22 protein-coding genes are annotated in these 26297 nt (G+C 34.6%); 8 read left to right on the forward strand and 14 right to left on the reverse strand.

Annotated features, from left to right (window positions below; genetic code table 11):
* Positions 1-2 precede the first annotated feature (2 nt).
* The 4 genes from A8143_RS13310 to A8143_RS13325 all read right to left on the reverse strand — a co-directional run bounded on the left by A8143_RS13310 (position 3) and on the right by A8143_RS13325 (position 5158).
* The gene (locus tag A8143_RS13310) at positions 3-2003 is read right to left on the reverse strand and encodes an alpha-ketoacid dehydrogenase subunit alpha/beta (protein WP_066759324.1); all 2001 of its coding nucleotides are present in this window, start codon (positions 2001-2003) and stop codon (positions 3-5) included.
* A 111-nt stretch (positions 2004-2114) separates the two neighbouring features.
* Complete coding sequence (locus A8143_RS13315; protein ID WP_139134357.1) at positions 2115-3914, reverse strand: TraB/GumN family protein; 1800 nt, start codon at positions 3912-3914, stop codon at positions 2115-2117.
* A gap of 132 nt (positions 3915-4046) precedes the next feature.
* A complete protein-coding gene (locus A8143_RS13320) occupies positions 4047-4751 on the reverse strand; it encodes a PspA/IM30 family protein (protein ID WP_066759327.1) in 705 nt (234 codons plus the stop codon).
* Positions 4752-4762: 11 nt separating this feature from the next.
* Entirely contained in the window at positions 4763-5158 is a 396-nt protein-coding gene (locus A8143_RS13325) for a YbjN domain-containing protein (protein ID WP_066759332.1), read from the reverse strand.
* Positions 5159-5361: 203 nt separating this feature from the next.
* On the opposite strand from A8143_RS13325, the gene A8143_RS13330 reads away from it, so the two are divergent.
* The 6 genes from A8143_RS13330 (at position 5362) to pckA (ending at position 10994) form a co-directional block, all read left to right on the forward strand.
* Entirely contained in the window at positions 5362-5694 is a 333-nt protein-coding gene (locus tag A8143_RS13330) for a helix-turn-helix domain-containing protein (RefSeq protein WP_066759333.1), read from the forward strand.
* A gap of 5 nt (positions 5695-5699) precedes the next feature.
* A complete protein-coding gene (locus A8143_RS13335; protein ID WP_066759334.1) occupies positions 5700-6392 on the forward strand; it encodes a phospholipase D-like domain-containing protein in 693 nt (230 codons plus the stop codon).
* A gap of 4 nt (positions 6393-6396) precedes the next feature.
* A complete protein-coding gene (locus A8143_RS13340) occupies positions 6397-6954 on the forward strand; it encodes a TlpA family protein disulfide reductase (protein ID WP_066759336.1) in 558 nt (185 codons plus the stop codon).
* Positions 6955-6991: 37 nt separating this feature from the next.
* Positions 6992-8359, forward strand: coding sequence for an exonuclease domain-containing protein (locus A8143_RS13345; RefSeq protein ID WP_066759338.1), 1368 nt, complete (start codon positions 6992-6994; stop codon positions 8357-8359).
* Complete coding sequence (locus A8143_RS13350; protein ID WP_066759340.1) at positions 8360-9202, forward strand: ion transporter; 843 nt, start codon at positions 8360-8362, stop codon at positions 9200-9202.
* Positions 9203-9380: 178 nt separating this feature from the next.
* Positions 9381-10994 carry a phosphoenolpyruvate carboxykinase (ATP) gene (pckA, locus tag A8143_RS13355; protein WP_066759350.1) on the forward strand — a complete coding sequence of 538 codons (1614 nt, stop codon included), beginning with the start codon at positions 9381-9383 and terminating at the stop codon, positions 10992-10994.
* Positions 10995-11049: 55 nt separating this feature from the next.
* On the opposite strand, the gene A8143_RS13360 is transcribed toward pckA, so the two are convergent.
* Both A8143_RS13360 and A8143_RS13365 read right to left on the reverse strand, forming a co-directional pair.
* Complete coding sequence (locus A8143_RS13360) at positions 11050-11415, reverse strand: hypothetical protein (RefSeq protein ID WP_139134358.1); 366 nt, start codon at positions 11413-11415, stop codon at positions 11050-11052.
* Between the two features lies 1 nt (position 11416).
* The gene (locus tag A8143_RS13365; protein ID WP_083261389.1) at positions 11417-12898 is read right to left on the reverse strand and encodes a PP2C family protein-serine/threonine phosphatase; all 1482 of its coding nucleotides are present in this window, start codon (positions 12896-12898) and stop codon (positions 11417-11419) included.
* Positions 12899-13017: 119 nt separating this feature from the next.
* Between A8143_RS13365 and A8143_RS13370 the strand changes: the two genes are divergently transcribed.
* The gene (locus A8143_RS13370) at positions 13018-13671 is read left to right on the forward strand and encodes a hypothetical protein (RefSeq protein ID WP_139134359.1); all 654 of its coding nucleotides are present in this window, start codon (positions 13018-13020) and stop codon (positions 13669-13671) included.
* Positions 13671-15578 (forward strand): hypothetical protein, encoded by a 1908-nt coding sequence (locus tag A8143_RS13375; RefSeq protein ID WP_066759356.1) that lies wholly within the window; start codon positions 13671-13673, stop codon positions 15576-15578. The genes A8143_RS13370 and A8143_RS13375 overlap by 1 nt, the downstream gene beginning before the upstream one ends.
* An 8-nt stretch (positions 15579-15586) precedes the next feature.
* Here the strand turns inward: A8143_RS13375 and A8143_RS13380 are convergent, their stop codons facing one another.
* The 8 genes from A8143_RS13380 to A8143_RS13415 form a co-directional block, all read right to left on the reverse strand.
* Complete coding sequence (locus tag A8143_RS13380) at positions 15587-16756, reverse strand: sensor histidine kinase (protein WP_066759358.1); 1170 nt, start codon at positions 16754-16756, stop codon at positions 15587-15589.
* Between the two features lie 30 nt (positions 16757-16786).
* On the reverse strand, positions 16787-17956 hold the full coding sequence (locus A8143_RS13385; RefSeq protein WP_066759360.1) for a sensor histidine kinase: 1170 nt from the start codon (positions 17954-17956) through the stop codon (positions 16787-16789).
* A 396-nt stretch (positions 17957-18352) separates the two neighbouring features.
* Positions 18353-21772 carry a methylmalonyl-CoA mutase family protein gene (locus tag A8143_RS13390; protein WP_066759362.1) on the reverse strand — a complete coding sequence of 1140 codons (3420 nt, stop codon included), beginning with the start codon at positions 21770-21772 and terminating at the stop codon, positions 18353-18355.
* A 616-nt stretch (positions 21773-22388) separates the two neighbouring features.
* A complete protein-coding gene (locus tag A8143_RS13395) occupies positions 22389-23105 on the reverse strand; it encodes a hypothetical protein (RefSeq protein WP_066759363.1) in 717 nt (238 codons plus the stop codon).
* Positions 23106-23365: 260 nt separating this feature from the next.
* On the reverse strand, positions 23366-23944 hold the full coding sequence (locus tag A8143_RS13400) for a hypothetical protein (RefSeq protein ID WP_066759364.1): 579 nt from the start codon (positions 23942-23944) through the stop codon (positions 23366-23368).
* A gap of 112 nt (positions 23945-24056) precedes the next feature.
* Positions 24057-25127, reverse strand: coding sequence for a GTP pyrophosphokinase (locus tag A8143_RS13405; RefSeq protein WP_066759365.1), 1071 nt, complete (start codon positions 25125-25127; stop codon positions 24057-24059).
* A gap of 287 nt (positions 25128-25414) precedes the next feature.
* Positions 25415-25714: a HigA family addiction module antitoxin gene (locus A8143_RS13410; protein WP_066759384.1), complete on the reverse strand. Its 300-nt coding sequence runs from the start codon at positions 25712-25714 to the stop codon at positions 25415-25417.
* A 10-nt stretch (positions 25715-25724) separates the two neighbouring features.
* Positions 25725-26006, reverse strand: a complete 282-nt coding sequence (locus A8143_RS13415; protein ID WP_066759366.1) for a type II toxin-antitoxin system RelE/ParE family toxin — start codon at positions 26004-26006, stop codon at positions 25725-25727.
* Between the last annotated feature and the right edge of the window lie 291 nt (positions 26007-26297).

Consider the following 26297-nt stretch of genomic DNA (forward strand, 5'->3'; position numbering starts at 1 on the left):
AATTAATAAGCGATTAAACGCAAGAGTTTCTCTTCAAATCGCTCTTTTGGCATAAAGTTTAACTCTAAATTACCATCAAACGGGACAGGTGTATCTAAACTACCTTCCCTCATAATTGGTGCATCTAAATAATCAAAACAATGTTCAGCTATTAATGCTGAAATCTCACCACCAATTCCTCCAGTTAGGCAATCTTCGTGCAATAAAAGTACACGGCCAGTTTTTTTGACAGCAGCATAAACTGCATCCAAATCTAGAGGAAGTAAAGTTCGCAAATCTAATATCTCAACATCCAACCCGTGCTTCTCCACAACTTCTACAGCCCAATGAACGCCCATTCCATAAGTTATAACAGTGGCAGTTCCCCCTGTTTTAACCGTATTGGCTTTACCAATCTCTAATGTATAATAGTCGTCATTCACGTCTTCACGTATGCTTCGATACAGCCCTTTATGTTCAAAGAAAATAACAGGGTTTGGATCCTCTATTGCCGCCGCTAACAATCCTTTAGCTTCACTGGGGCTAGAAGGGTAAACCACTTTTAATCCTGGTGTATGCGTAAACCAAGCTTCATTGCTTTGCGAGTGAAAAGGACCAGCAGCAGAACCACCTCCTGTAGGCATTCTAACCACAACGTCCGCATTTTCACCCCATCGATAATGAAGTTTTGCTAAGTTATTTACTATTTGATTAAAACCAACTGTTACGAAATCAGCGAACTGCATCTCCATTACCGCTTTCATTCCATTAATTGATAAGCCTAAAGATGCTCCAATAATTGCCGATTCACAAATTGGCGTATTTCTCACCCGATCTTTACCAAACTGTTCTACAAACCCTTCTGTTACTTTAAATACCCCTCCATATTCAGCAATGTCTTGCCCCATAACAATTAAATCATCATGCTTTTCCATTGCTTGTTTTAGTCCATCGGAAATGGCGTCAACAAACCTTTTTTCAGTTTTAGCACTTGAATTAGGAGTGATAATTTTAGGTTGATAAGGTGCGTAAACATCACTTATCTCAACTTGCGTATTCGGCGTAATGTTCGGTTCAGCATAAGCAATTTCAAGTTCATCTTGAATTTCCTTCTTTATTCCTTTTCGAATTTCATCAACTTTATCTTGCGAAAGAATATTTTGATCAATTAAATATTTTTCATAGTTATCAACCGGATCCTTTTTCGCCCATTCATCCTGAATACCATCCGGATAATATTTCGTACCAGATGCCTCTTCATGTCCTCGCATTCTAAAGGTTACGCACTCCAATAAAAAAGGTCGAGGTTTTTCTCTGAGCGAAGAAGATATTTGTTGAATAGCATGGTAAACTTCCAAAATATTATTCCCATCGATTTGAAAAGCATCGATCCCATAACCAATTCCTTTATCAACGAATTGTTTACACCTAAATTGTTCATTCGAAGGAGTTGAAAGTCCCCATTGATTATTTTCAACGAGAAAGATCACTGGAATATCCCAAACAGCAGCAACATTCAGCGCTTCATGAAAATCGCCTTCACTTGCACCTCCGTCACCGGTAATCGCGAGTGAAACTTTTTGTTCACCTTTCAGCTTGTGTGCTAAGGCAATACCTGAACCTACTGCCAATTGAGGTCCGAGATGAGAAATCATTCCAACTAAATGATGTTCTTTTGTGCCAAAATGAAATGAACGATCACGACCTTTTGTGAACCCCGTCATTTTACCTTGAAATTGCGCGAACAATCGGTTTAACGGAATTTCACGAGATGTAAAAACACCCAAGTTACGATGCATTGGTAAGATATACTCATCTTGATCCAATCCCAAACCAACACCAACTGAAATTCCTTCCTGTCCCCATCCTGAAAACCATTTTGAAATTTTACCTTGTCGAAGGAGGATTAACATTTTCTCTTCAATCAAACGGGGTTTAACCAGTGCTTTGTATATCCTAATCAACTCATCATCAGTCAAGTTTTTTCTATCGTATTCTATATATTGTTTTTTAAGCACTGTCATCTTGTAAATTGATAATAATAAAGTATCAAATTTATAAGATAAAATGGAAGAATCGTTAATGAATTAACAGAAAAATTATCATTTGAAACCAAGTGTTGAACCTAGGTTATCTTATTCTTCATTTTTGAAGTTAAAACTTGCTCCAACCATTACATAAGGCGCAGTAAAGCTAGTTTTAGTAAAGTCTTTGGCTTTTCCGTCTAGTTTCCAATATTTTCCTGACGCATCAAAGGCATACCCAGCTTTTGCATTCAAACTAATAACGGGCAATGTTAGGCGAAATTGAACATTTGGATCAATTGTAAAGATGTCATTTCGATAAACGCTAATGTTTTTATTATCAATTTGAATCAAATTCGGGTCCCCTCCTATTTGCTCTTCCAATAATTTCATTTGTCCATAACCAAGATCCAGTCCAAAAGCAGCTAAAAAATATTTATTACCTACTGGATAACTGCCACCAAAAGTCACGTTAAAACCACTTAGTTGAAAGCGGTCTCCGTTTGATATTGCAGGGTAATAAATAAAAGAAAATGATTGTCCCGACTCTCTTAATATCATATAATCAGCAGAAAAACCGTAAGTTAACATCCGAGCATCGAACGAATTTGCTCCAATATCCGCTAATGCAAAGTTTAAACTACTTATTTTATTAAAATAGCTATTCCCAATCCAAGCACCAAGATGAATTTCTTCAATTCGGTTCCCCCAATCATAATAGTTATCCTCATCTGCTTTTGCATTTGATAGAATAACAAATGGTAAATCATGATAAAATCCGTCTATCACATGATTCCCTTCTAAATAAGCCAAGTCAATTATATAAGATTCATCAGTATTTAAATACTGTTCTTCAAAGTCCATATTCTCAATCATTTCTTTATCCATTCTTTTAGAATTGGCATAAAGAATTGGGATGACTAAAACTCTATTATTCAAGTCGGGATTGATATCGTTAATTCGATTAGCTATTGAATTCATATAATAATCATAGCAATACCTCGCTTTTTGATCTTTATGAAGATGACAACGTCCAAATTGACCATAAAATTTACCTGTAGGATCATTCTTATAAACCCTCTCAAATTCATCGGACATGTATCTTTCTCGAATAATTGGGGATTTTATATCGCCTATTTTTTCGGTCATAAACCACTCTTGGCCCACTTCCATCCCGTCCAGTATCGCATAAAATAAGCTGCTATCCTGACCAAGAGCCACACTTAGACTTTTCTGATTTTCTTTTGCACCTATAATTATTGATTTCAGCGAACTCCATGCACTAACTTCGCCAAACTGAAATGAAAAATCTTTTGATTGATCAGTGTAAAAAGTTGCAGGTCCTTCTCTTTTTGCTTTGCTCGTTGCCAATGCCTTAATCTGCTCAAAAACCTCTCCGCCTTCCACACGGTTGCTGAGGGTATCAACCATTTCATTTAACGCATAAATCGAAAATGCAGGAAAACGCTCTATATCAATCCCGTGAACCCATATTTTGCTACTATCTGGTAAATTCTTATTATACGTTTGTAAGTCTACAACGAGGTCATAAAATGCTCCGTAAAAAATATCTTTTAAATAATGTAAATGGGTTTGTTTATCATGGATAATAATTTGGTTAATGATATATGATAAACCAGGACTTTGTTCAAAAATAAAATGATTTACGTCATGATTTTGATGTAAATACTTAAGAAATTTGAATTGAAACTCGGAATTAAAAGTGGCAAACCGGTGATTTTCGCCCGTAAAATAAACCTGATATTTAGACAAAGTATCAGATAAGATTTCAAACTCTTCTTGGGATTCAGCATCCAGGTCAATACGACTGGGGTTAATTTGTCCAAATGAGAAACTGCTAATAAAAAGTAGTATAAAAAGAGAAGTGTAGTAAAAGTGTTTATTTGCCATAAAGGGAAAACGTAAAAAATTGCAATTTATCGTAGTAATTACTGCGCGATGATTTTTGGTTATAAAAAAACTGTCTCCAACTCGCACGATGCAAATTTGGAGACAGTAGAATAAAATTTTATCAAAGCAAAGTTACATTCCCATTTTAGCTTTAAGTGCTGCTAAACTATCAGCAGCTTTTACTTCTGCTGATCCTGAATCAAGTGCCTTGTCAATTTCTTGATCAATAGACGTGTTTTCTCCAGCAATATCCGCATAAGATTCTGCTAGCGCCTCTTCTTGATCAACCTTTTCTTTCATGCGTTCCAACATTGAAACAGTACTTGTTGAATCAATATCCGCAAGTTGTTTATTAATATTTTTTGTCGCTTTTGAAACCTTCGCCCTTGCTTTTAGTGTTTTAAGTTCTACTTCATACTTTTTGACATTAGAACGTAAGGTTTTAATATTCGCATCAAGTTTATTGACATTTGCTTCAAACTTTTGTTGATTGGCGCGATTTGTTGCAGCATTAGCGATATGTGCCTCTTTTTGCACCAAACATTCACTAGCTAAACGATCTGCCTCCTCCATTGAAATTTCACCTTTCTCAGCTCTTTTCAATAATAAGATGGCCTTTTTCTCATAGTCTTTCGCTTTTTCAGTATCTGCGTCTGCATCGTTTCTCGCACGAATTGCAAGTGCTTTCACTTCAGCCAAGGCTTCGAGAGCTTTACTTAAATCACTTTTTAAATCACGGATTCCTTGTTCCGTCATCTTAATCGGATCTTCTAATTTGTCAACAAGCGAGTTTGCTTCTGCTGAACCGATTCGAAATAATCTTCTAAAAATATTCATCTTACTTATTTTTAATTTTTTGAGAATTGGATAATCTGTTCTGTGTATTCACTCAATAATAGAATGAGTGAAGTTAAACTTCCTTCAAGCTCATTTAAATCGAGACTTTCTACTTGCAAAGTATCTCTAAAGATAACCTTTGAACCAGAATCATCAAGTGCAAATGCACCATGAACGATATCTCTATTCTTTTTCAATAATTCTCTCGTCACTTCAGCTGTTTCCCCGTGTAAATCAAACAAATATTGCTCAATAATCAAAATGGGGTCAGCAATCCCAATTAAAACATTTTGTATTCCATCTTCTTGCGATTCAATTACAAAGATTTCATTCTCCTTGTCTTCTTTTACAATGGAATATTCTAGCTCAAGCAGATATTCTCTAACTTTATCAAAGTGACTCATAATATTTTACAGTTTTTACTTTTAATTCTACCAAATATAAATAATTCTTTTATTCTTTTTAAACCTACTCGTAAATTTATAAAGGTGGAGAATTATTCGATATAAACAGCAGATTTTTTGTTAATTTCATGCGTTATATAATTCAAATTCATTCAAATATACTAATAAAATTAGCTAAAAACTAATTTAAATGGTTTTATTCAATTATGAAAAGAACTTTACTCGCAAAAAATTTTAAAAAATTACGTCTCTTTAAAGGTCTAAATCAAAATGATTTTGCGGCTTTATTCGACTTGACAAGGTCAAGTATTGGTGCGTATGAAGAAGGCAGAGCAGAACCAAAATTAGAGACATTAATTAAAATATCTTCCCACTTTAAACTTCCGTTAGATGAATTGGTTAAAAATGAGTTAACAGTGAATAAAATAGCCGGTTTTAAACTGCCCAAAATTGACGAAAGTGAAATTCAAGAACTGCACACAAAAATTGACGAATTGACTAAAAAAATTGATGATTTAAGTCAAAAACTTAACCGTTAAATAATATGAATTTGAAAGAAGATGTCATTGACTTAATTGACCAATCAATAGCTGATAATTTTCTCGATAAAAGAGAGAAGAAAAAAATTAAAGAAGCTCTAAAGACGCTAAATCCCGACAAACGGATTAGTGATTTTCTTAGAAGTCAACTTTTTGATATTGCAAAAAATCGTGTTAACAATGAAAACTATCTTGAAGTCATCAATTGGATAGAGGGAATTAATAAATTGATTTTGGCCGCAAACAAATACGAAGTACAACAAGAAAGTGTTTATTTCTCTCCCGGTGAAGAATGTTTACAAGCGATTTTAATGCATATTAAGTCAAGTGTAAACCGTATTAAAATATGTCTTTTTACCATTTCAGATGATCGCATTTCAGAAGCATTAATTACTAAACACAACCATGGTGTAATGGTTCTAGTAATTACGGACAATGACAAACTATTCGACAAAGGTTCGGATATTGAAACATTAAAATCTGCAGGAATAGCTGTAAGGATTGACAATACTGATAGTCATATGCATCATAAATTCGCTTTATTCGATGACACCATCACATTAACTGGCAGCTATAATTGGACAAGAAGCGCAGAACGATATAATCATGAGAATATTTTAATAACCGATTCGAAAAAGGTTGCACGCGAGTTCGACAGAGAATTTAATCAATTATGGAAGCAATTTCCCGAATTATAAATTAATGAAAGAAAAAATAAAAAAACATTGGTCAACTGTACTGCTTGGGATCATCGTTCTTATTCTACTGGTTCCTTCTTGGCGAGTTAGTTTCCAAGGATGGATACAAGGGTTTATGGCAAACGATATTGCCTTTGAACGTAATTTAGAAGAAGAAATACCGGCGCAAATAATGAATCAATGGACAATTCAAGACCTCAAACAAAACGAATTCGAATTTAACCATTTTACTGATCGTCCTATACTGCTTTCTTTTTGGGCAACTTGGTGTCCTCCTTGTCGGGTAGAATTGAAGGAATTGGCAAAATTAAATGAAGAACTTGGAGATAAGATTCACATTATAGCGGTTTCGGAAGAAGCTTTTAATACCGTTGTAAATTCAGGACTAGGTGAAACATACCCCTTCTTGTATACCACTTCAGCCTATCCTAACATGTTTAACATCCAGTCCTACCCCAGCTTATTTATTCTAGACAAAGGTGGAATCATTATTAACAAGCACTTTGGTGCAGGAGGCTTGGACAACGAAAAAAACCGGTCATTTCTAAAAGCTTTAATTTAAAATGGATAGTTTTGCATTTTAATTCTACTCTTCTGACTTGAAATACGCTATAATAGACATAGAAACAACCGGTGACAAACCTAAAAACTTTAAAGTAATTGAAATAGCCATAGTACTGCATGATGGCATACAAGAACTTGATCGATTTCATAGTTTTGTTGATCCCGAAGAACGGATATCTCCCTTTATCTCAAGATTAACTGGAATTTCAGATGAAGATGTACAAGGGGCTCCAAAATTCTATGAAATTGCAAAAGAAATTGTGGAATTTACTGCCAACTCGATTTTTGTAGCACATAATGTTAGTTTTGATTACGGGGTACTTCGAAGGGAATATAAACGATTAGGGTATGATTATCGCTTAGATCATCTTTGCACCATTCAATCCGCGCGAATTCTATTACCCGGACACGACTCATACGGATTAAAAAACATTACAAAAGATTTAGGAATTGAACTCGGAAATCATCACAGAGCAATCGATGATACACTTGCAACAGCAGAATTATTCAAATTCATTTTTGAAGCGGCGAAAGGAGATTTAACTAATTTCGTCAAACGAGAGATTGATCCAAGTCTATTGAATCCTAATCTAGATATTCATGTGCTCGATGAAATTCCAAACAAAATAGGCGTATACAAGTTTTACAATACAGAAAAAGAGTTAATATACATTGGCAAAAGTATCCACATTAAAAAAAGAATCGAACAACACTTTAAAAATAATAAAACACAAAAAGCGATTGAAATGCGCGAACGTGTTGCCTATATTGATCACTTTTTAACAGGCGGAGAATTGATTGCCTTGTTAAGAGAATCAGAAGAAATCAAAAACCACCAACCTCGTTATAATCGCGCTCAAAAAGCAACTCAATTCAGCCATGGCCTTTATTCCTATGAAGATCAAAATGGCATAATAAATTTATTGGTAAAAAAACGCAACACAACAGAGCAACCGTTAGTAACCTTCACTTCTTTACAAAGTGGAAAAAAATATTTGGAACTTTGGATGGATGAATTCCAGCTTTGTCAGCGATATTGTAATTTACACAAGACTCAGGGAGCTTGTTTTAATCATACCATTGAAAAATGTTTGGGTGCTTGCGTTGGTAAAGAAAGTGTTGAAGATTATAATAAAAGGGTAAAAGCACTCTGTTCTAACCTCAATTTTGGCGGTGAAAGTTTTTTAATCATTGATAAAGGAAGAACTTCGAACGAATATAGTTTTGTTTCAATTAAAAAAGGACAATACGAAGGATATGGTTATATTTATCGATACCTCTTAAAACGAGACCGAAATAAATTTAAGAAATATCTAACCAAACAAGAAACAAACCGCGACTTTCATTCCATCATAAAGATGCAGTTGCAAAAGGATAGTAAATTGGAAATTTTACCCTTGTAAATGCCGAAAGAAAAAAATATTCGAGAATTAACACCTTGGCAAAAAAGATTACACGAAATAATCTTTGAAGCAGACACACCTTCTGGTAAGGCTTTTGACATTGTTTTACTCATCGCAATTATCCTAAGTGTACTGGTCGTAATGATTGAAAGCGTTCCAGAATACGGAGAAGCGTATAAAACAACCTTTTTGGTCATTGAATGGTCGTTTACCATTTTATTTACCATAGAATATGCGTTAAGAATAATGACCATCCGTAGACCTTTTACCTATATTCTTTCTTTTTATGGAATTGTTGATTTACTCTCCATCATTCCAACATATCTTGGACTTTTCATTAGTGGCACACACACACTTATGGTAATCAGAACGTTAAGGTTATTGCGTGTTTTTAGAATTTTGAAATTAGGAAAATACCTAAGAGATGCTCAAACTTTAGCCTTAGCTATAAAAAACTCAAAAAGTAAAATCATTGTGTTTTTAGGAAGCGTGATGGCAATAGTAATAATATTAGGTACTGTTATGTACCTTATAGAAAGTCCTGAATCAGGATTTACAAGTATACCTCGAAGTATATATTGGGCCATTGTTACCTTAACTACTGTTGGATACGGAGACATCTACCCCTCATCGGACTTGGGGCAGTTTATAGCGGCCATTGTAATGATTTTAGGATATGGAATAATCGCGGTTCCCACCGGAATTGTCACGAATGAGCTAATTGTCTCTGGAACAACTGATCGCAAGCATAAAAGTACCCAAGTTTGCCAATCTTGTGCGAAAGAAGGACATGATCCAGATGCTATTTTTTGCAAATATTGCGGAGAAAAGCTCAACCCTTAACAAAGTTGTACTTCATTAAAAATCAAGCAATATTAATCCGTTTTATTGGGTAAAAATTACGAATTCATCAATAAATCGTTAATATCTTATTGAAAAGTCTGGACTTTTTTCTTGGGCATACCCACGAAATAGTTTAATTTTGTTAGTCTTAAACAGAAAATGGCTAAAAAATATTCGCATGAATAATTATGGAAAAAGAGCAGAAAATGCTTCATTAGAATCAATTGGGTTGACAAACCTAGGGAATTGTTTCTGGAATCTAACCCCTTCAGAATTAGTTGAAGATGCAATCGTTAATGGTGAGGGAATCCTTACAGACACAGGAGCATTAGCTATTGAGACTGGAGAATTCACAGGTAGATCTCCTCAGGATCGATTCATCGTTTGTGACGCTAAAACTGAAGAAGCAGTGTGGTGGGGAGATATCAACAAAAAATTCGAAGCGGACAAATTCGCTGCTTTGTATAATCGAATGAAGGCATATCTCAATGGTAGAGATCTTTACGTAAGAGATGCATACGCATGTGCTGATGATGACTATCGCTTGAACATTCGTGTTGCAACTGAAAAACCATGGTCTAACATGTTCGCAAACAATATGTTTTTGCGCCCGACCGATGAGGAGATTAAAAACTTTACTCCGGAGTGGCATATCGTATGTGCTCCTGATTTTATGGCAGTTCCGGAAATTGATGGAACAAGACAACATAATTTTGCAATCATCAATTTTACAGAGAAGATGATTATTATTGGAGGAACAGGCTATACTGGAGAAATTAAAAAAGGTATTTTCTCGGTATTGAACTTTGTCCTTCCTCACGAGAAAAATGTACTGTCAATGCACTGTTCTGCAAACGTTGGTAAAGAAGGTGATACGGCAGTATTTTTTGGATTATCAGGAACGGGAAAAACGACATTATCATCAGATGAGAACCGTCGTTTAATTGGTGATGATGAGCACGGATGGTCTGAAAATGGTATTTTTAACTTTGAAGGTGGTTGTTATGCCAAAACAATCGATTTGTCTGCTGAAAAGGAACCTCAAATTTATAAAGCAATTAAGTTTGGAGCGATCCTTGAAAACATTGGATTTAAAGACGGTAGTTCAACACCTGATTATTCGAATAGTGACATTACGCAAAATACACGTGTATCATATCCTATTCACCATATTGACAATATTATGGTGCCTTCAAAAGGTGGAATTCCAAAGAATATCTTCTTTTTAACCGCTGATGCTTTTGGTGTTTTACCTCCAATCTCTAAATTAACTCCTGGTCAAGCAATGTATCACTTTATTTCAGGATATACTGCAAAGGTTGCTGGAACTGAGGCAGGTGTTACTGAACCACAAACAGTATTTTCGGCTTGTTTTGGTGCTCCATTTTTACCATTACATCCAACAAAATATGCTGAAATGTTAGGAAAGAAAATGGAAGAAAATGATGTAAACGTTTGGTTAGTGAATACTGGATGGTCTGGTGGTGAGTACGGTGTTGGTGAAAGAATTAGCCTTAAATTTACACGAGCTATGATTACTTCGGCGTTAGAAGGAAAACTGAACGATGTAGATTATACCAACCACGAAATTTTTGGATTGGCAATGCCTAGTGAATGTCCAAATGTTCCAACCGATATTTTAAATCCAAAAAATACTTGGGAAGATAAAAACGGTTATGACGAAAAAGCGAATCATTTAGCGAATCAATTCAATAAGAATTTTGAGCAATTTGCAGATAATGCAAGTGAGGATATTTTAGCTGCAGCTCCTACTGCAAAAGCTATTGTCTAAACTCACATTTAAAATTTAAATATCGAAACCTATGTCTTTTCAGGCATAGGTTTTTTTATGGATAAATCTCAACTATTTGCCCCTTCTCCGCTAGCCTACGTAATTCAGACTGCTCATAAATCGCGAAGAAGTCAAAATCAAATTCCTTTGTTTCAATTTGTTTTCGAGCTGGAATTGCATCGACAAAAACATAGTTATAATTCCTAAAAAAGCAAAAATCTCCGTCAACACTGTCCAACAACATAGGAGCGAACTCCAGTTTATCCGAAAAAATATAGACCTGTCCCTTTTGTGGTTCCCCAATAAAACGATCAACTGAATTACTTGTTTGTTGATATATTATCGCAATAAGCCATAATAATAACAATAAAAGAATCATCCATACGGAGCGGCTATTGTTTTCTAAAAACCTTTTAAACATATTAAACCTTCACCCCCATTACACAGATATCATCTACTTGTTCAAAATCTGCCTTCCAATTTCTTAAAAATTTACGGAGTGCTACTTCTTGATCTTGCATGGGGTAGTTTTTATATTCTTCTAACAGGGCTCTGAATGGTTTATATTTTAACTTTTTTCCATTATTCCCACCAAATTGATCAGCATAGCCATCTGTAAAAAGGTAGATTAAATCCCCTTTTTGCAACTGATATGATTGGCATTTAAATTCTTTTTCTTGCACATGTGATCCAACAGGTTGCTTACATGGTTTTGCAATCGTGAAATTTGATTTTGCCTGTTCATAAATGTAAATTGGATTATTTGCACCCGTAAACTGTAATTTCGTTGATTTCAAATCCAATCGACAAAGGGCGATATCCATTCCATCCTTGACAGTTCCCCCGCCTTTACCCAATTGAGTTTTGATTAATTTTCGTGCCGCATTTAAAATTAGATTTGTATCCCTTAACTTCATTACGTCCACTGCCCTATTTAATGCATTGGAACAAATTAGACTCATGATTGCGCCTGGAACACCATGCCCTGTACAATCCGCAACCGCAAAATAAAGGTAATTATCGTGACGTTCTATCCAATAAAAATCTCCAGCCACGACATCCTTTGCTTCATGAAAGACGAATCCTTCTAGTTTATTTTCTGCAAATATATCTAGGGATGGTAGAATGGATTTTTGAATGCGCAATGAATACTGTATAGAATCCATTATATCACGATTCTTAGCTTCAATCAAATCTTTTTGATGCAACAATAACGCTTTATTTTTCTCGTCTTCCTTCAATACTCGTCTCGCATATGGAATCAATATCAAAGCTAAAACTAAAATTACCGCCAAAGCAACGAGCAATTCTTGAAAATAATGTGCGTTAACTAAATCAATAAATTGTGTAAAATCAACATCGGCCTCAACCACTGCAATTACTTCATTTTTCGAATTAAGAATTGGATAAAAAGCAGATAACCAAGTCCCATTTTCAGATTGATATTTTGGAATAATACCACCATTTTTATATTGCTTTTTTAGTACCGGCGGAGTTTGTTTATATTCATTTTTAAAATCCAAGTAATCATCTGATCGGACACCATAATAAAATGCATCTTTCGATGCATCATAATACAAGGTGTACATTGGACTGAGGTTGTTTTGAGAAACAATGTGCTGAAGTGATTCACTAATTTTTTGATAACGAGAATCGTTTAAAATTGAAGAATCTCCTTGCGAATAAGTTGACAGAAGCTCCGTATGCTCATCGCCATTAACATGTATAGCCGCTGAAGATACTATAGCTCTTAATTTATCATATTGACGTTCTTCTTGTAAACGCAATTCATTGTAGTAAGAAAAAATAATGAAAAAGGAAGTGATAAGAATGATACACGTGAAAATTATTAGCATCATACGAGTTGCTAAATTACTCACGATTCTATTTAATAGATTGCTCATTCTTGGGCATTTAATTCAGGGTGAATATAAGAAATTATACGGTTCCATTTAAGACAGGCATGCTTATTGTTTCTCCAAGAAAAAAATAGCTAATTTAGTCCTAATAATTCGAGTGTGACATGATGCATAAATTTATAATTCTACTTCTCACCCTTCCACTCTTAAGTTGCTTTGAATTTATTCATGAAGTGGACTTGAATAGTGATGGATCTGGACATTTAAATGTTGTGCTTAACTTTAGCAGGAGTCAATCCAAAATTGACATGCTTTTGTTATTGGATGAAGTGAATGGCCACAATGTACCTTCAACTATTGAAATAGCACAGAAATTAAAAGTTTTTGAAGACAGCGCGCGTGTTACTGCAGGAGTAAGTAATGTGAATTCACATTTTAATCAAATCGACTATATCCTTGAATTTTCATGTGATTTTGATAATTTGAACACTTTAAATGAGCGCATTTATAGTTTGTGGAAAAATAGCGAACCTGAAAAAGCAGAAAAAATTTCATATTATACTTTCGAACACAAAAAACTGAAAGTCAATATCGGGAATAGCGCAGTCAAATTATTCAACGGATTATCGCCAGCTGACCGAGAGGTATTAATTGGGGCTGACTACACTTCAATTCTTCGATTTCAGGAAACCATTCAAAAACAATCTAATCCGAGCGCTAAAGTAATACCAAACAAAAAAGTACTTATCTTGCAGTCCAAAGTTTTAGAACTCATTCGAAAACCTCAACTATTTAATAACACTGTTTATTTAAACTAATGAAATTTACACTATCCTTAACCCTATCCCTCCTCTTATCTAGCTCCTTATTTGCTCAAAATTTTGAAGAACTTATTCCAAATACTGCTGAATTTGTGTTTAAGGTGGATGGAGCAAAAATAGCGGACAAAATAGGTCAGAAAAAAATTGAAAAGTCAGATGGCTTTAATGCCATAATTCGCGATTTTTTCTTTAGAGGAAATGAAGACTTAAATGTGAAAGAGATGGGGATTGATGTAGCTTCCGACCTACTCGTGTTTTTTAATGCAGACACTAGTATGGAATATATAGGTGTGCTCTATGGAGTTGAAAATTCCAACCTCTTTGAAAAGTATATTCGAGAAAATGCAGTCAATGATACCTTAATTAAGTATACCGGTTTTAATGCGCTTTATTTCGAAGATAACTATTCGCTTTTGGCATGGAATGATGAGTTTGCTCTATATCTAAATATTGATTATTTACATGAATCGTTAAAGCCACTTTCGAACAATTATTCAAATGACTATTCTTACTATCCTTATTCTACAGAACAAGTAGAAGAAGTCATCGAATATGAAGTAATTGAAGAGACTAGTTGCGATGATGGCGATATTATTGAAGTAGAACCTGAAACGGAGGTGTACCAAGTAGATTCTGCTGAAATTGCCGCAAAAAAAGCAGCCCTTGAAGCGGAAGAACGCCGTAAAAAGGCAGAGCGCATGATGAAATTAAGACAAGCTTATCATAATACATTGCTGGTTTATTTTAAAGGTGCTAATCGTAATAATATTTTGACCAACGAGGGGTACACGAGTAATAAAAATGATGAAGGAGATTTGTATTTTTGGTTTGAGCGGAATCAAGATCTTAGTTCGAACGGTTTTTTAGATTATTTCTATTACAGTGGACGCAGATATTATCGTAAAATGATGATGAGTATGGGCAGTTACTTTGGTGATGAAATTTCGATTAACGCTCTATTCAATGAGAAAAACATTGAGCTACTTGGAAATGTCGATTATAGCGCAAACATTGCTCAATATTTTAATGAAATTTACAAAACCAATATTTCACCAAAAATATGGTCTTTTGTTTCGGACGCTGATCCTATAGCCATAAACGCTTTTTCTCTTAATGCTGAAAAGCTATGGAAATATTATCCAAAAATGTACGCTGAAATATACTCTTCTTTATTTTCTCGAGATGATCGGTACAAAGAAGAAGTTGAAGTACTATTAGATTTCATCGATATTTTTATGGATGAAGAAGCGCTTGGAAAAATTCTATTGGGTGATGGAATCATTATGTTGGAAGACTTAGTTCAAACAGAAGTAAAATATACAAGTTATGAGTATACTGAAGATTATTCCGAGCGTTATGAAGTCGAAAAAACGAAAACTGAAATTCGCCCTCAATTCATGGGTTTATTCACCACAGGAAATAAGGCTTTTTTAGAAAAACTCTTAGGGTTAGCAGTTAAAAATGAGGTCATGTACCGTGGCAATCAATATTATTATACCTCTGGTGAAAATAGAGACCTCCCTTTTCAAATTGGATTCACCATTCAAAATGATGTCTTAATAATTGGAACGGACTTGAAAAAAATTGAGGGATTTGCTGAAGGAAACAAAACAAATGGTACCAATAAAATACACAGAAATAAGATTGAAAAAAATCAAGGGTATTTAAGTATGAATATTCAAAAATTATTAGAGCAATTGCCTAACGAGGAGTTTAGAGGGAAAGAATTGGAATTGCTCGAATATGCTCGAAAAAATACCAGAAGAATTGAGGCAATAACTAATCTTAAAGAAAGTAGAATGAAAAGCAATGTAACCATTGAAATACCTAAAAAGGCGAAAAATGGAGCAGTCTACTTATGGGACTTTATGAACGAGTTATACGCGATTGAAAAGAATCAATAAATAGTAACTCATTTGGCAACGCGAATGATAAAGTGGGCTCCATTCTCATTTTTATAGTTGATTTCACCAGCCAATTGATCGACTAAATCGTAAATGATCTCTGCTCCCAAGGAGTGTTCGTTTTTGAATGAGAAATTTTCTGGCAATCCCACACCATTGTCAATCACTTTTAGGAGATAGTCATTCGGTTGATGTTGAAAGCTAATGGAAAGTTTTTTATGTTCAATATTTTTGTAAGCGTGTTTAATTGAGTTTGTAATTAATTCTGATACCACTAATCCAAACGGAACAGCCGTATCTAATTGCATGCGCACTTGATCAGCTTTTAAAGTGATATTTACATCCTCAGATAAAATTTGTTGTGTTTGTACGATATCTTCGAGGTAGGATTTGAAATCAACGATAATTTTTTCATCATCAACATAAAGTTTTTCATGAACCCTAGCCATTGACTCCACGCGTCTTTTAGCTTGAATTAAGACATTTTTCACTTCTCCATTTTCAATTTTATTCTTTTGAAGAGAAATCAAAGAAGATATAATTTGCAGGTTATTTTTAACCCGATGATGTACCTCTTTGAGCAATACCTGGGCCTGATTATTTTGATTAGAAATTAATTCATTTTGTTGAAGAAGCCGTTCGTTGGTTATTTGTAATTCGGCATCTTTTTTAACAATCGTTCTACTGAAATAAATGAGCAAAATAAATACGGCAGATCCCGCTGTGTATTGATTAAATATTTTAACAATATTCTTTTCTTCTTCCCCCATTGGATACACCGGTAACTCAGCCCAAAAAAAGTAAATCAATCCACTCACTACCATTATAAATAAACCGATAAATATCACAACCTGTTTTTTGGTCCAGTTTGAATTAAATAGAAATATCACGGGAATAATAAAAAGGAAGATGTAGTAACCCACATCCCATCCGAATAAATAAGTATGAAAATAAATTTCATAAACGACAATTGTTGCCCCCACAATAAAACCTATGATTGGTTTTAACCGTTCTTTCTTGAGAAAAAAATATATTAAACAAAAAAGGAATGCACTTACGATTGGATTCCATATAGCAACTGTTTCGTTTAAATATAGGTACAAAAAAATAAAAACAACATTCATTCCCCCGGCCAATAGAATAGCTGGAGGTAAAACATCTTTAAAACGTTTACTCATAGGTTAGGTCGATCAATTGTGGGGACTAAGTTAGTTATTAAATTGAATCGTAAATTGGGCTCCATTATTATTTTTGAAAGAAATATCCCCTTTAATTTGTTCGGTTAAAGCAACAATTAACTCCGTACCCAGAGAAGTTGGGTTTTCAAAACTGAAATCATCTGGTAATCCAATACCATTATCTTGTACCACCAGCGTATGTTCGTTATTCTGCTGAAAGCAACGAATAGTCAACAACGGTTTTTCAATATCAACTAGCCCATGCTTTAAGGCATTCATGATTAACTCCGAAACAATCAGCCCTAAAGGAATTGCAGTATCTAAATCTAAATTAAACTCCTCCGTCTCAACAGAGTAAACCACATTTTCATTTACAACTTGTTGAGAAAGTATTATGTCATTTAGATAAGCTTTAAAATTTACACGATCAAATTCTCCGTCTCGATATAGTTTCTGATGGACTAAAGCTATTGCTGCCACTCGTTGTTTGGTTTGATCTAAAATTTCAGCAAAGTCATCATTTTCTACAACGTGTTGTTGTAAGGATATCAAGGAAGAAATGATTTGTAAATTATTTTTAACACGATGATGAACTTCCTTTAATAACAATTGTAAATGATCGTGCTGTTTGGAAATCTCATGATTTCGAATGGCAAGTTCTAAATTAGCTGCTAAAAGCTCTTCGTCTTTTCGCATGAGTAAACGATTGTAAAAAATTAAAACCACAATAATGGCTATTCCTGTTCCTGCTGAATTGTAAAATTGAACCAAGTTCTTTTGCATGTTCGAAAGTGGATAAATTGGACTTGTATCCACGAAAAAGTAATAACTAATAAAAAGCACTAATACTAACGAAGCAACAAAACCATACATTTCAAATGGTCGCCAATAAGAATTGAGAAAGAAAATTATAGGCAAGAGAAATACGAAGTAATAAAAACCTTGATGAAACCCTAAAAAATAGGTATGCAATATTACTTCAAACAAAACAATATAAGCGCCTATTAAATAGGAGTGTTTCGCTTTGATTCTCTTGAATTGTAAGGAATAATATAACCCGACAAAAATTAAAGCAGCTATTATTGGACTGATCGCAGCTTGGTATGCACCGAGCGAAAGAAATAAAATAATATTCGTTCCATTTATTAATGCTCCAAGTAGTAGGGCCGGAGACATTGCGGCTTTAAATCGTTCGCTCATTCGTTTGTTTTGAGTTGGGTTCTCACAATTTATAAATAATTATTCACGCATAATAAAAATAAACAGAAATATTTCCTCCGTTCATATTAAAAAAGTTGACAACAAACATAATCAATCATCTGATATTAAAACAGATAAATACTTCAAAGGTTTATTTATTTTGGCGTCATATTCAAGTATTATGTTACATTCTTAACCAAATCGTTTAAGATTACTAGTTAGCGCGTTTTTTATTAAAGTTTTGACATGAAAAAATTTAACCGAAACAATTCATCACAAACTGAAAAATTTAGTCCATGTTAGTCGACTTGAAATCAATTATATCCCGAATGAAAAGCAAAAGAGGTTTTAACTTAACGCTAAAACCTCTTTAAAAATTACTTATTGAAATTAGAATTACATATTTCTTCTGTACTGTCCCCCTACTTCAAATAAAGCTTGTGTAATTTGTCCTAAAGAACAAACTTTTGTAGCTTCCATTAGTTGGTCAAAAATATTTTCGTTTTGAACAGCAGCTTTCTGAATAATGTTCAATTGCTCCTCCGCTTTATCTCGATTTCCATTATGCAATTCTGACAGCATACTAATTTGGTATTTCTTTTCCTCATCCGTTGCTCGAATTACCTCTGCTGGAACAACAGTTGGCGATCCTTTTTTGTTTAAGAAAGTATTTACACCAATGATTGGAAATTCGCCATTGTGTTTCAATGTTTCATAATACAAACTTTCTTCTTGAATCTTACTGCGCTGATACATCGTTTCCATCGCACCTAAAACTCCACCTCTTTCAGTAATACGATCAAATTCTTGCAACACAGCTTCCTCCACCAAGTCAGTTAATTCTTCAATTATAAATGCACCCTGAATTGGGTTCTCATTCTTCGCTAATCCTAACTCTTTATTAATGATTAACTGAATGGCCATCGCCCTTCTTACCGACTCTTCAGTAGGTGTCGTAATTGCCTCGTCATAGGCATTTGTATGTAAAGAATTACAGTTATCATAAATCGCGTATAAGGCTTGTAATGTTGTACGAATATCGTTAAAATCAATCTCCTGCGCGTGTAAAGAACGCCCTGAAGTTTGAATGTGGTATTTCAACATTTGCGCTCTTGGGTTGGCTTTGTATTTATTTTTAAGCGCTTTTGCCCATATTCTACGAGCAACACGTCCTATAACCGCATATTCTGGATCAATACCATTAGAGAAGAAGAACGATAAATTTGGACCAAATTTATTGATGTCCATTCCTCGACTTAAATAATACTCCACATACGTAAAACCATTCGCCAACGTTAAAGCCAATTGTGTAATCGGATTTGCCCCTGCCTCAGCAATATGATATCCTGAAATTGAAACAGAATAAAAATTCCTAACCCCCTTGTCAATAAAATACTCCTGCACATCACCCATTAATCGCAAAGCAAATTCTGTTGAGAAAATACAAGTGTTTTGAGCTTGATCTTCTTTTAAAATATCTGCCTGAACCGTTCCTCGAACTTGCGTTAAGGTTTCTGCCTTAATTTTTTGGTAAATATCCAAAGGCAATACCTCATCACCCGTTACTCCGAGCAACATTAGCCCTAACCCATCGTTTCCTTCTGGCAATTCTCCTTGATATGCTGGACGTTGAACCCCCTTTTTCTTATAAATCGCAGTGATTTTCTTTTCTACCTCAGCCTCTAGTCCATTCTCTTTAATGTATTTCTCACAATTTTGGTCAATTGCCGCATTCATAAAGAATCCCAATAACATTGGTGCAGGACCGTTAATCGTCATGGAAACCGAAGTTAAAGGGTGTGATAAATCAAATCCTGAATACAGTTTTTTAGCATCATCCAAACAACATATAGAAACACCAGAATTTCCAACCTTACCGTAAATATCAGGACGTATTGCCGGATCGTTACCGTATAAAGTTACCGAATCAAATGCTGTAGAAAGACGTTTAGCTGGCATTCCTAAACTCACGTAATGGAAACGCTTGTTGGTACGTTCAGGTCCTCCCTCCCCAGCAAACATTCGGGTAGGATCTTCTCCCGTTCGCTTAAACGGATATAATCCCGAAGTATACGGAAATTCGCCAGGAACATTTTCCTGTAAAATCCATCGCAATAAATCGCCCCAAGCTGAATATTTTGGCAAAGCAATTTTAGGTATTTGCGTATGCGACAAAGACTCTGAATGTGTTTCAATCTTAATTTCTTTATCCCTAACCTTAAACGAATAAATGGGATCTTTATACCGTTTTACCTTATCATTCCAATTTAAAATATGTTCCCAGTTATACGGATCCAAATCCATTTTTGCACTGGCAAACTCTTTTAATAATAACTGTAAAAACTCATTCTTGTCATCTAAATCCGTATCATCAATCCCCACACTGGTCAGTGTTACCTTTTGTTTAGCAACTGACTCAATGGTCTTGTATATTCCATATAATTTCTGCGCCACTTCCATTTGCGCATCTGCAACCTCATCGTACGAACGGTTATTCTCTGAAATTTCCGAAAGATAACGTGAACGTTTTGGCGGAATGATAAAAATCTTCTCCGACATTTCAGCAGTAATCTCCATCTCTGAAACCAAAGATTTACCTTCTGTTTTTTCAACAATTTTATCCATGATCGCTTTGTACAGCGTATTCATTCCTGGATCATTGAATTGCGAAGCAATCGTTCCAAAAACGGGAATCTCCTCATCTTTGGCCTCCCACATTTGATGGTTACGGACGTATTGCTTTTTCACATCACGCACGGCATCAAGTGCCCCACGTTTATCAAATTTATTAATGGCAACAATGTCAGCAAAATCTAACATGTCTATTTTTTCTAGCTGAGTAGCGGCTCCAAATTCAGGGGTCATCACATATAAAGAAACGTCTGAATGGTCCATAATCTCTGTATCCGACTGCCCTATACCAGAAGTTTCAAGAATAATTAAGTCAAACTGAGCAGCTTTTAAAATTAATAATGCTTCTGCCACATGTTTGCTCAATGCCAAATTGCTTTGACGGGTAGCCAACGATCGCATATAAACACGCTCATTTTTTATCGCATTCATTCTAATTCTATCTCCCAATAAAGCACCGCCTGTTTTACGTTTACTTGGATCAACCGAAACTATCGCAATCGTCTTATCTTCAAAATCCAATAAAAAACGCCTAACCAATTCATCAACAAGTGACGACTTACCTGCCCCACCCGTTCCAGTTATTCCTAATATCGGTGTTTTTACCTCAGCGGCCATTTCATGCACTTTTTTCATCTGCGCATCCGCCAATTCTGGAAAATTTTCCGCCGCACTGATCATACGTGCTATAGAAGGAACAATTTTATCTTGTAAATGATTAACCTCTCCATTTAAAGCATCTCCCACCGCAAAATCCGACCGTTCCACCAAGTCATTAATCATTCCTTGTAATCCCATTGCCCTACCGTCATCCGGATGATAAATGCGCGTTATACCATACTCTTCGAGCTCCTTTATCTCCTCAGGCAGAATGGTTCCTCCTCCACCGGCAAAAATTTTAATATGCGGCGCACCTTTCTCGTTTAGCAAATCATACATGTATTTTAAATACTCCGTATGCCCACCTTGATAAGAGGTCATGGCAATCGCTTGCACATCCTCTTGAATGGCACAATTAACAACTTCTTCAACACTTCTATCATGCCCCAGGTGAATAACTTCGCAGCCCGTAGACTGAATGATTCGACGCATAATATTAATCGCTGCATCGTGTCCATCAAATAACGAAGCCGCTGTTACAATTCTAACTTTATGTTTTGGTTTATAAGGTTCGATTTTTTCCATCTGAAATTTCAATTTACAAGAACAGCAAATATACAAAATTGCTGCTTTTTGCTCATAAAATCCCTATAAACTCTCATCATCAACACATTAACGACAAACTCTGTGAAAATTTCGATACTTTCTTAGAAAATAATATTGTTTTTTTGGGGCTTCCCAGCACCGCGAAAAGCGGTTCTGGTCGGGCTATCCATTCATAGTCCTCCCCGTCTTAGACGGGTCCGGGCTACCCATTTCTATCCCTAAGCCGGGTAGAATTGTACGGTTTGGCTATGCGCAGTGCGGATTTTGGAACATCGTACTTGTCCACCGACACTGACGGTAGCCAAAGCTGCGTTTTGTGTTTTTAAATTTATACAAGAAAAACGTCAAAGCGTAGCTTTGGCGGAATAGAAGCTCCAAACTTTCGGTTATCCTTTCTGCCAGCATTGCGTATAGGTTTTGTTAGCAAACGATTATTTTTTATTCCCCTTCCCTTTCTCTTTTTTAGGAGATTCACTAAATGTCCTACTTTTTGGAGGAGGTGGAGGAGGAGGTTTTGGTTTACTTTCCTTTTTTTCTTTATCACTCATTTAATTATTTTTTATCACTTTTTGGTTTTGGAGGGTTTGCACCTTCCTTAATTAGCCTGTCCTTTGGTGGTGGCGGTGGTGGTGGAGTCGGTTTTTTCGGCTCCTTTTCTTTGTCGCTCATTTTTATCGGTTTTTAATGAATCAATTATGTAATTTAACTTTTGAATTATTTCTTCCTGTTTATTTTCTACTTTTTTTGACCCTATTAGTTCTACATGATGAATTTTGTCTGATTTGTTAAAATAGTTGTAGCCAAAGGGGATCAAAGTTATTAAGGTCAAAACCAATGATGCTATCAAAAATTTCTTGGATTTATATATGAATCCATGTTTTTTATCATTCACATACATATTATGTTCTGTATGCTCTACCATTTTCTCAATAAGATATTCTTCATATTTTTTGTCTGCAATGCCTGAATCATTTTCGTAATGCTCATAGTACTCTTCAAGGTTCTTATTCCAGTCATACAATTCTTTCATGTATGGTAGTCCAGAATATTCATAGCCTTTAGTAAAGTCACTAAATGCTCGAATCAAATAGTAAATGGCTAAAAGTAGACCAACGATTGTGATTGATATTAACCCAATAAAAATTGCAGTTAAAAACACTTCAATTTTGTAATCAAAAGATGTTATAAAAAAATATGTAGCTGATGACAGAGCTGTAATTATAGCAATCGGGATATTGAATGAATTAAGAACTTCTTGCCTTCTTTCATTTTCCTTTATGTAAAACTCTTTATAAAAGTCGAATTTATTCATTCTTTAATTTTATTGTTTGCTAACGGTCAAATAAAAGTCATCACTTTTATTCCTTTATATTTATTTGTATTAATGTTCTAATTAATTGACCGTTTTGGGTTAGGTTTCTTGTAAATATAACACATTAATTTTAATGTTGCTTAAAGGTATTTACGTGAGTAAATTTGCGGGTTATTGAGGCTGTTATAACGGTCCGGCTAAAAAGCGTTGCTATCCGAAGGGAAGCTATGATTTTTTAGCCATTGTTAGCACCTTTATTTTTATGATTCTATGTATAACTCAAGTTTTGGTATACTACCATTTTTAAAATGCACAATAATTGCAGACAAATCAAGGTCTCCTATGTCATGTCCCCAGATACCATATTTCCCATCAGTTTCATTCCGATTTATCAGTCCTTCTCGTTCTTCCAGAGGTACTGTTTTTACCTTTGCAGTTTCTTCCTCCTCTTGGTATATTCGGTGATATTCTTGGCTTATCAATCGAATCAATTCACCCCTGCTAAACCCTACATCTTTTTGAGATTTTATTTTAATTTCAACAGGTTTGTTTAATGGGTAATCAATTAAGAGAATTGCTTCTTTCGTATTCAGAACTATTTTATCCTTTTCAAGCAAGTTGTCAAGAGAATTCTCTGGATCATTAATTGAAATCCAAGGTATAATTCCATCTTCAAAAATTTCCAAGTCTTCTTTGTCAGACGTTTTGACTTGAAATAATATTTCGGATGAAGCAATTTCATTAATTGAACCTATTGGTTCTTCATTAGTTTCACTCTTGGGTGACGAACAACCCAAAATTAAAATGCTAAGAATGGTAAAGGTTAAAAACTGCTTCATATTAATATTTATTGCTGCCTACGGTTTGAGTATATGACGTGTGATCTGCGGGTCAGAAAGCGTGATGGCTAAAATGATCACATGGCCATATACTTTTTGTTGTGTACTGTATTTACATTTTAGAAACTTTAATTACTCTGGCTGCGATAGGAGGATGCCATCCAGTCTCTATTAACAAATTATCATCTATTTCATTATTGAATTTAAAAATCAATGTTAATATTAATATAAAGGCAGGGCTTACAAACCATACTCCTCCTTCTCCTCTTTCTTCATCAGTAAACTGGTTTGCAAAAAACAATCCTATCTTATTCTTATCAATAGAATTTAAAATACTGTTAAGTTCATGAATAGTTTTAATTTTTAGATGTTCGCAAAGTTTGAGAATGCTTGAAATTGAACTTGTCTCGCTTGACTCAATCGTTGGATCGTCATTTTCGTCAGTAAATCCGTTTTGCAGAGCTATTGAATAAATCTCTTTTAACTTAGTTGACTTTTTAATAAAATTAGAAACTGATAACAGATTAAGTTCTCGCTTACTAGTTTCAATATCATCTTGATTGATTTGTCTTTTTAATTCTTGATGAATATTACGGATTTCTATAAATTGATCATCTGCTATTTCGAATAATCCAGCCAATTGAAATAGTTTTCTTTGTAAGTTTATTGGAATGTCTCTTGTAGTTTTATATTGAAGTGCATGTGAAATCGATGCCCATGCATGTTGTAATACAGTTCGTATCTGAATTTCACAATTAAACTCCTGATAAGAAGTCCATTCTGGCAGAGATATTCTATTGTCACTCAATTTAATTACAATATGGCTTGAGCGATATCCGAACTCATTAGGATTGAACTCAGCACCCTTAATCACAGAATTTTCTTCATCAAGAAGAAACTCATCTTGAATTATTCTAATTATGGCATCGATATCGTCTGGGTAATACACTATAACTCTAATGCCACTTAGATCTGTAATCTCTTCTAACGAATTATATTTATCTTGCTTTCTTATTATTTTTTCTTGAAAATTCTTAATCTCCTTAGTCCTAGAATCAATTAAATGGTAGTCAATTTTATTAGCCCGAATTAACTCTTCGATAAGTTCAGATAACTTATTTGTGAACCTTTCGTAAAAAGGCCTTTTATCTTTATATTCTTGAAATAATTCTTCTCGTGTCACTTATATTTTCGTTTATTGGTTAATTTATTTTTTGACTTTATAGTACACAACGGTCAAATAAAAGTCATGGCTTTTATTCCTTTTATATTTATTTGTATTAATGTTCTAATTAATTAATCGTTTGGGTTGGGTTTTTCGTAAATATAGCACATTAATTTTAATTCTAATTAATGTTACTTTTAGGGGTATTTACGTGAGTAAATTTGCGGGTTATTACGGTTGTTTAACGGTTTGAATAAATATAAGCATTTATGCTGTCGGCGCGTAGCGCTGATATTTATTTTGTGTTAGGCGGCGTTTTCTGAGTTTGGCTTGATTTGTTCAAGTTCCTTCTGTACCTCAAACTGTTCTTCTTCTAAATCATAATCGTCTTGTAATCCAAGCCAAAATTTAGGAGAAGTTCCGAAAAATTTGGAAAGTCTTAGTGCTGTATCAGCGGTAATTCTTCTTCGGCCTTTTAAAATTTCGCTAATTCTTGTTTGTGGCATGAAAGTTTCTTTTGCAAGTTTATACGCAGAGATTCCGAGAGGAAGTAGAAACTCCTCTTTCAATATTTCTCCTGGGTGTATGTTTTCTAATTTAGCCATGTTTTTCATTTTAGTGGTAATCAACAATTAAAACTTCGTAAGCATCATCATTTTTCCAATTGAAGATAATTCTCCATTGTTGGTTAATTCTTATACTGTGAAATTCAGACAAATCTCCTTTAAGTTTTTCCAGTCGGTTAGCTGGGGGAACTCGTAGATCATTAATGTTTTGAGAGTTATTGAGCATTCTCAATTTCCTTCTTGCGACATTCTGAATTTCATTTGGCAACTTTTTAGACCGAGTGCCATTCCAAATTTTTTCGGTCTCTTTGTCACCAAAACTTTTAATCATATAAATATAGTTACGAATTGCGTTACTAACGCCAAAGATAAGTAATTAAATTGAACTGGACAAATAGAATCGCCAATGACGTCCTAACAGCCTAATAAAAGTCATGGCTTTTATTCCTTTATATTTAAATTAATTAATCGTGTGGGTTGGGCTTTTCGTAAATATAACACATTAATTTTAATGTTGCTTAAGGGTATTTACGTGAGTAAATTTGCGGGTTATTGAGGTTGTTTTAACGGTCTCGCATACACGGTGTGGCCAGCTTTTGCTGGGCATGATCACTATATGCTT

It is taken from the genome of Crocinitomix algicola (assembly GCF_001661595.2).
GTDB lineage: Bacteria > Bacteroidota > Bacteroidia > Flavobacteriales_D > Crocinitomicaceae > Crocinitomix > Crocinitomix algicola.

Bases quoted from the DNA above. Each gene is read 5' to 3' on its own strand.
- A8143_RS13310 (WP_066759324.1), bottom strand. From the start codon at position 2,003: ATGACAGTGCTTAAAAAACAATATATAGAATACGATAGAAAAAACTTG.
- A8143_RS13315 (WP_139134357.1), bottom strand. From the start codon at position 3,914: ATGGCAAATAAACACTTTTACTACACTTCTCTTTTTATACTACTTTTT.
- A8143_RS13320 (WP_066759327.1), bottom strand. From the start codon at position 4,751: ATGAATATTTTTAGAAGATTATTTCGAATCGGTTCAGCAGAAGCAAAC.
- A8143_RS13330 (WP_066759333.1), top strand. From the start codon at position 5,362: ATGAAAAGAACTTTACTCGCAAAAAATTTTAAAAAATTACGTCTCTTT.
- A8143_RS13335 (WP_066759334.1), top strand. From the start codon at position 5,700: ATGAATTTGAAAGAAGATGTCATTGACTTAATTGACCAATCAATAGCT.
- A8143_RS13340 (WP_066759336.1), top strand. From the start codon at position 6,397: ATGAAAGAAAAAATAAAAAAACATTGGTCAACTGTACTGCTTGGGATC.
- A8143_RS13350 (WP_066759340.1), top strand. From the start codon at position 8,360: ATGCCGAAAGAAAAAAATATTCGAGAATTAACACCTTGGCAAAAAAGA.
- pckA (WP_066759350.1), top strand. From the start codon at position 9,381: ATGAATAATTATGGAAAAAGAGCAGAAAATGCTTCATTAGAATCAATT.
- A8143_RS13360 (WP_139134358.1), bottom strand. From the start codon at position 11,415: ATGTTTAAAAGGTTTTTAGAAAACAATAGCCGCTCCGTATGGATGATT.
- A8143_RS13365 (WP_083261389.1), bottom strand. From the start codon at position 12,898: ATGAGCAATCTATTAAATAGAATCGTGAGTAATTTAGCAACTCGTATG.
- A8143_RS13370 (WP_139134359.1), top strand. From the start codon at position 13,018: ATGATGCATAAATTTATAATTCTACTTCTCACCCTTCCACTCTTAAGT.
- A8143_RS13375 (WP_066759356.1), top strand. From the start codon at position 13,671: ATGAAATTTACACTATCCTTAACCCTATCCCTCCTCTTATCTAGCTCC.
- A8143_RS13380 (WP_066759358.1), bottom strand. From the start codon at position 16,756: ATGAGTAAACGTTTTAAAGATGTTTTACCTCCAGCTATTCTATTGGCC.
- A8143_RS13385 (WP_066759360.1), bottom strand. From the start codon at position 17,956: ATGAGCGAACGATTTAAAGCCGCAATGTCTCCGGCCCTACTACTTGGA.
- A8143_RS13390 (WP_066759362.1), bottom strand. From the start codon at position 21,772: ATGGAAAAAATCGAACCTTATAAACCAAAACATAAAGTTAGAATTGTA.
- A8143_RS13395 (WP_066759363.1), bottom strand. From the start codon at position 23,105: ATGAATAAATTCGACTTTTATAAAGAGTTTTACATAAAGGAAAATGAA.
- A8143_RS13400 (WP_066759364.1), bottom strand. From the start codon at position 23,944: ATGAAGCAGTTTTTAACCTTTACCATTCTTAGCATTTTAATTTTGGGT.
- A8143_RS13410 (WP_066759384.1), bottom strand. From the start codon at position 25,714: ATGGCTAAATTAGAAAACATACACCCAGGAGAAATATTGAAAGAGGAG.
- A8143_RS13415 (WP_066759366.1), bottom strand. From the start codon at position 26,006: ATGATTAAAAGTTTTGGTGACAAAGAGACCGAAAAAATTTGGAATGGC.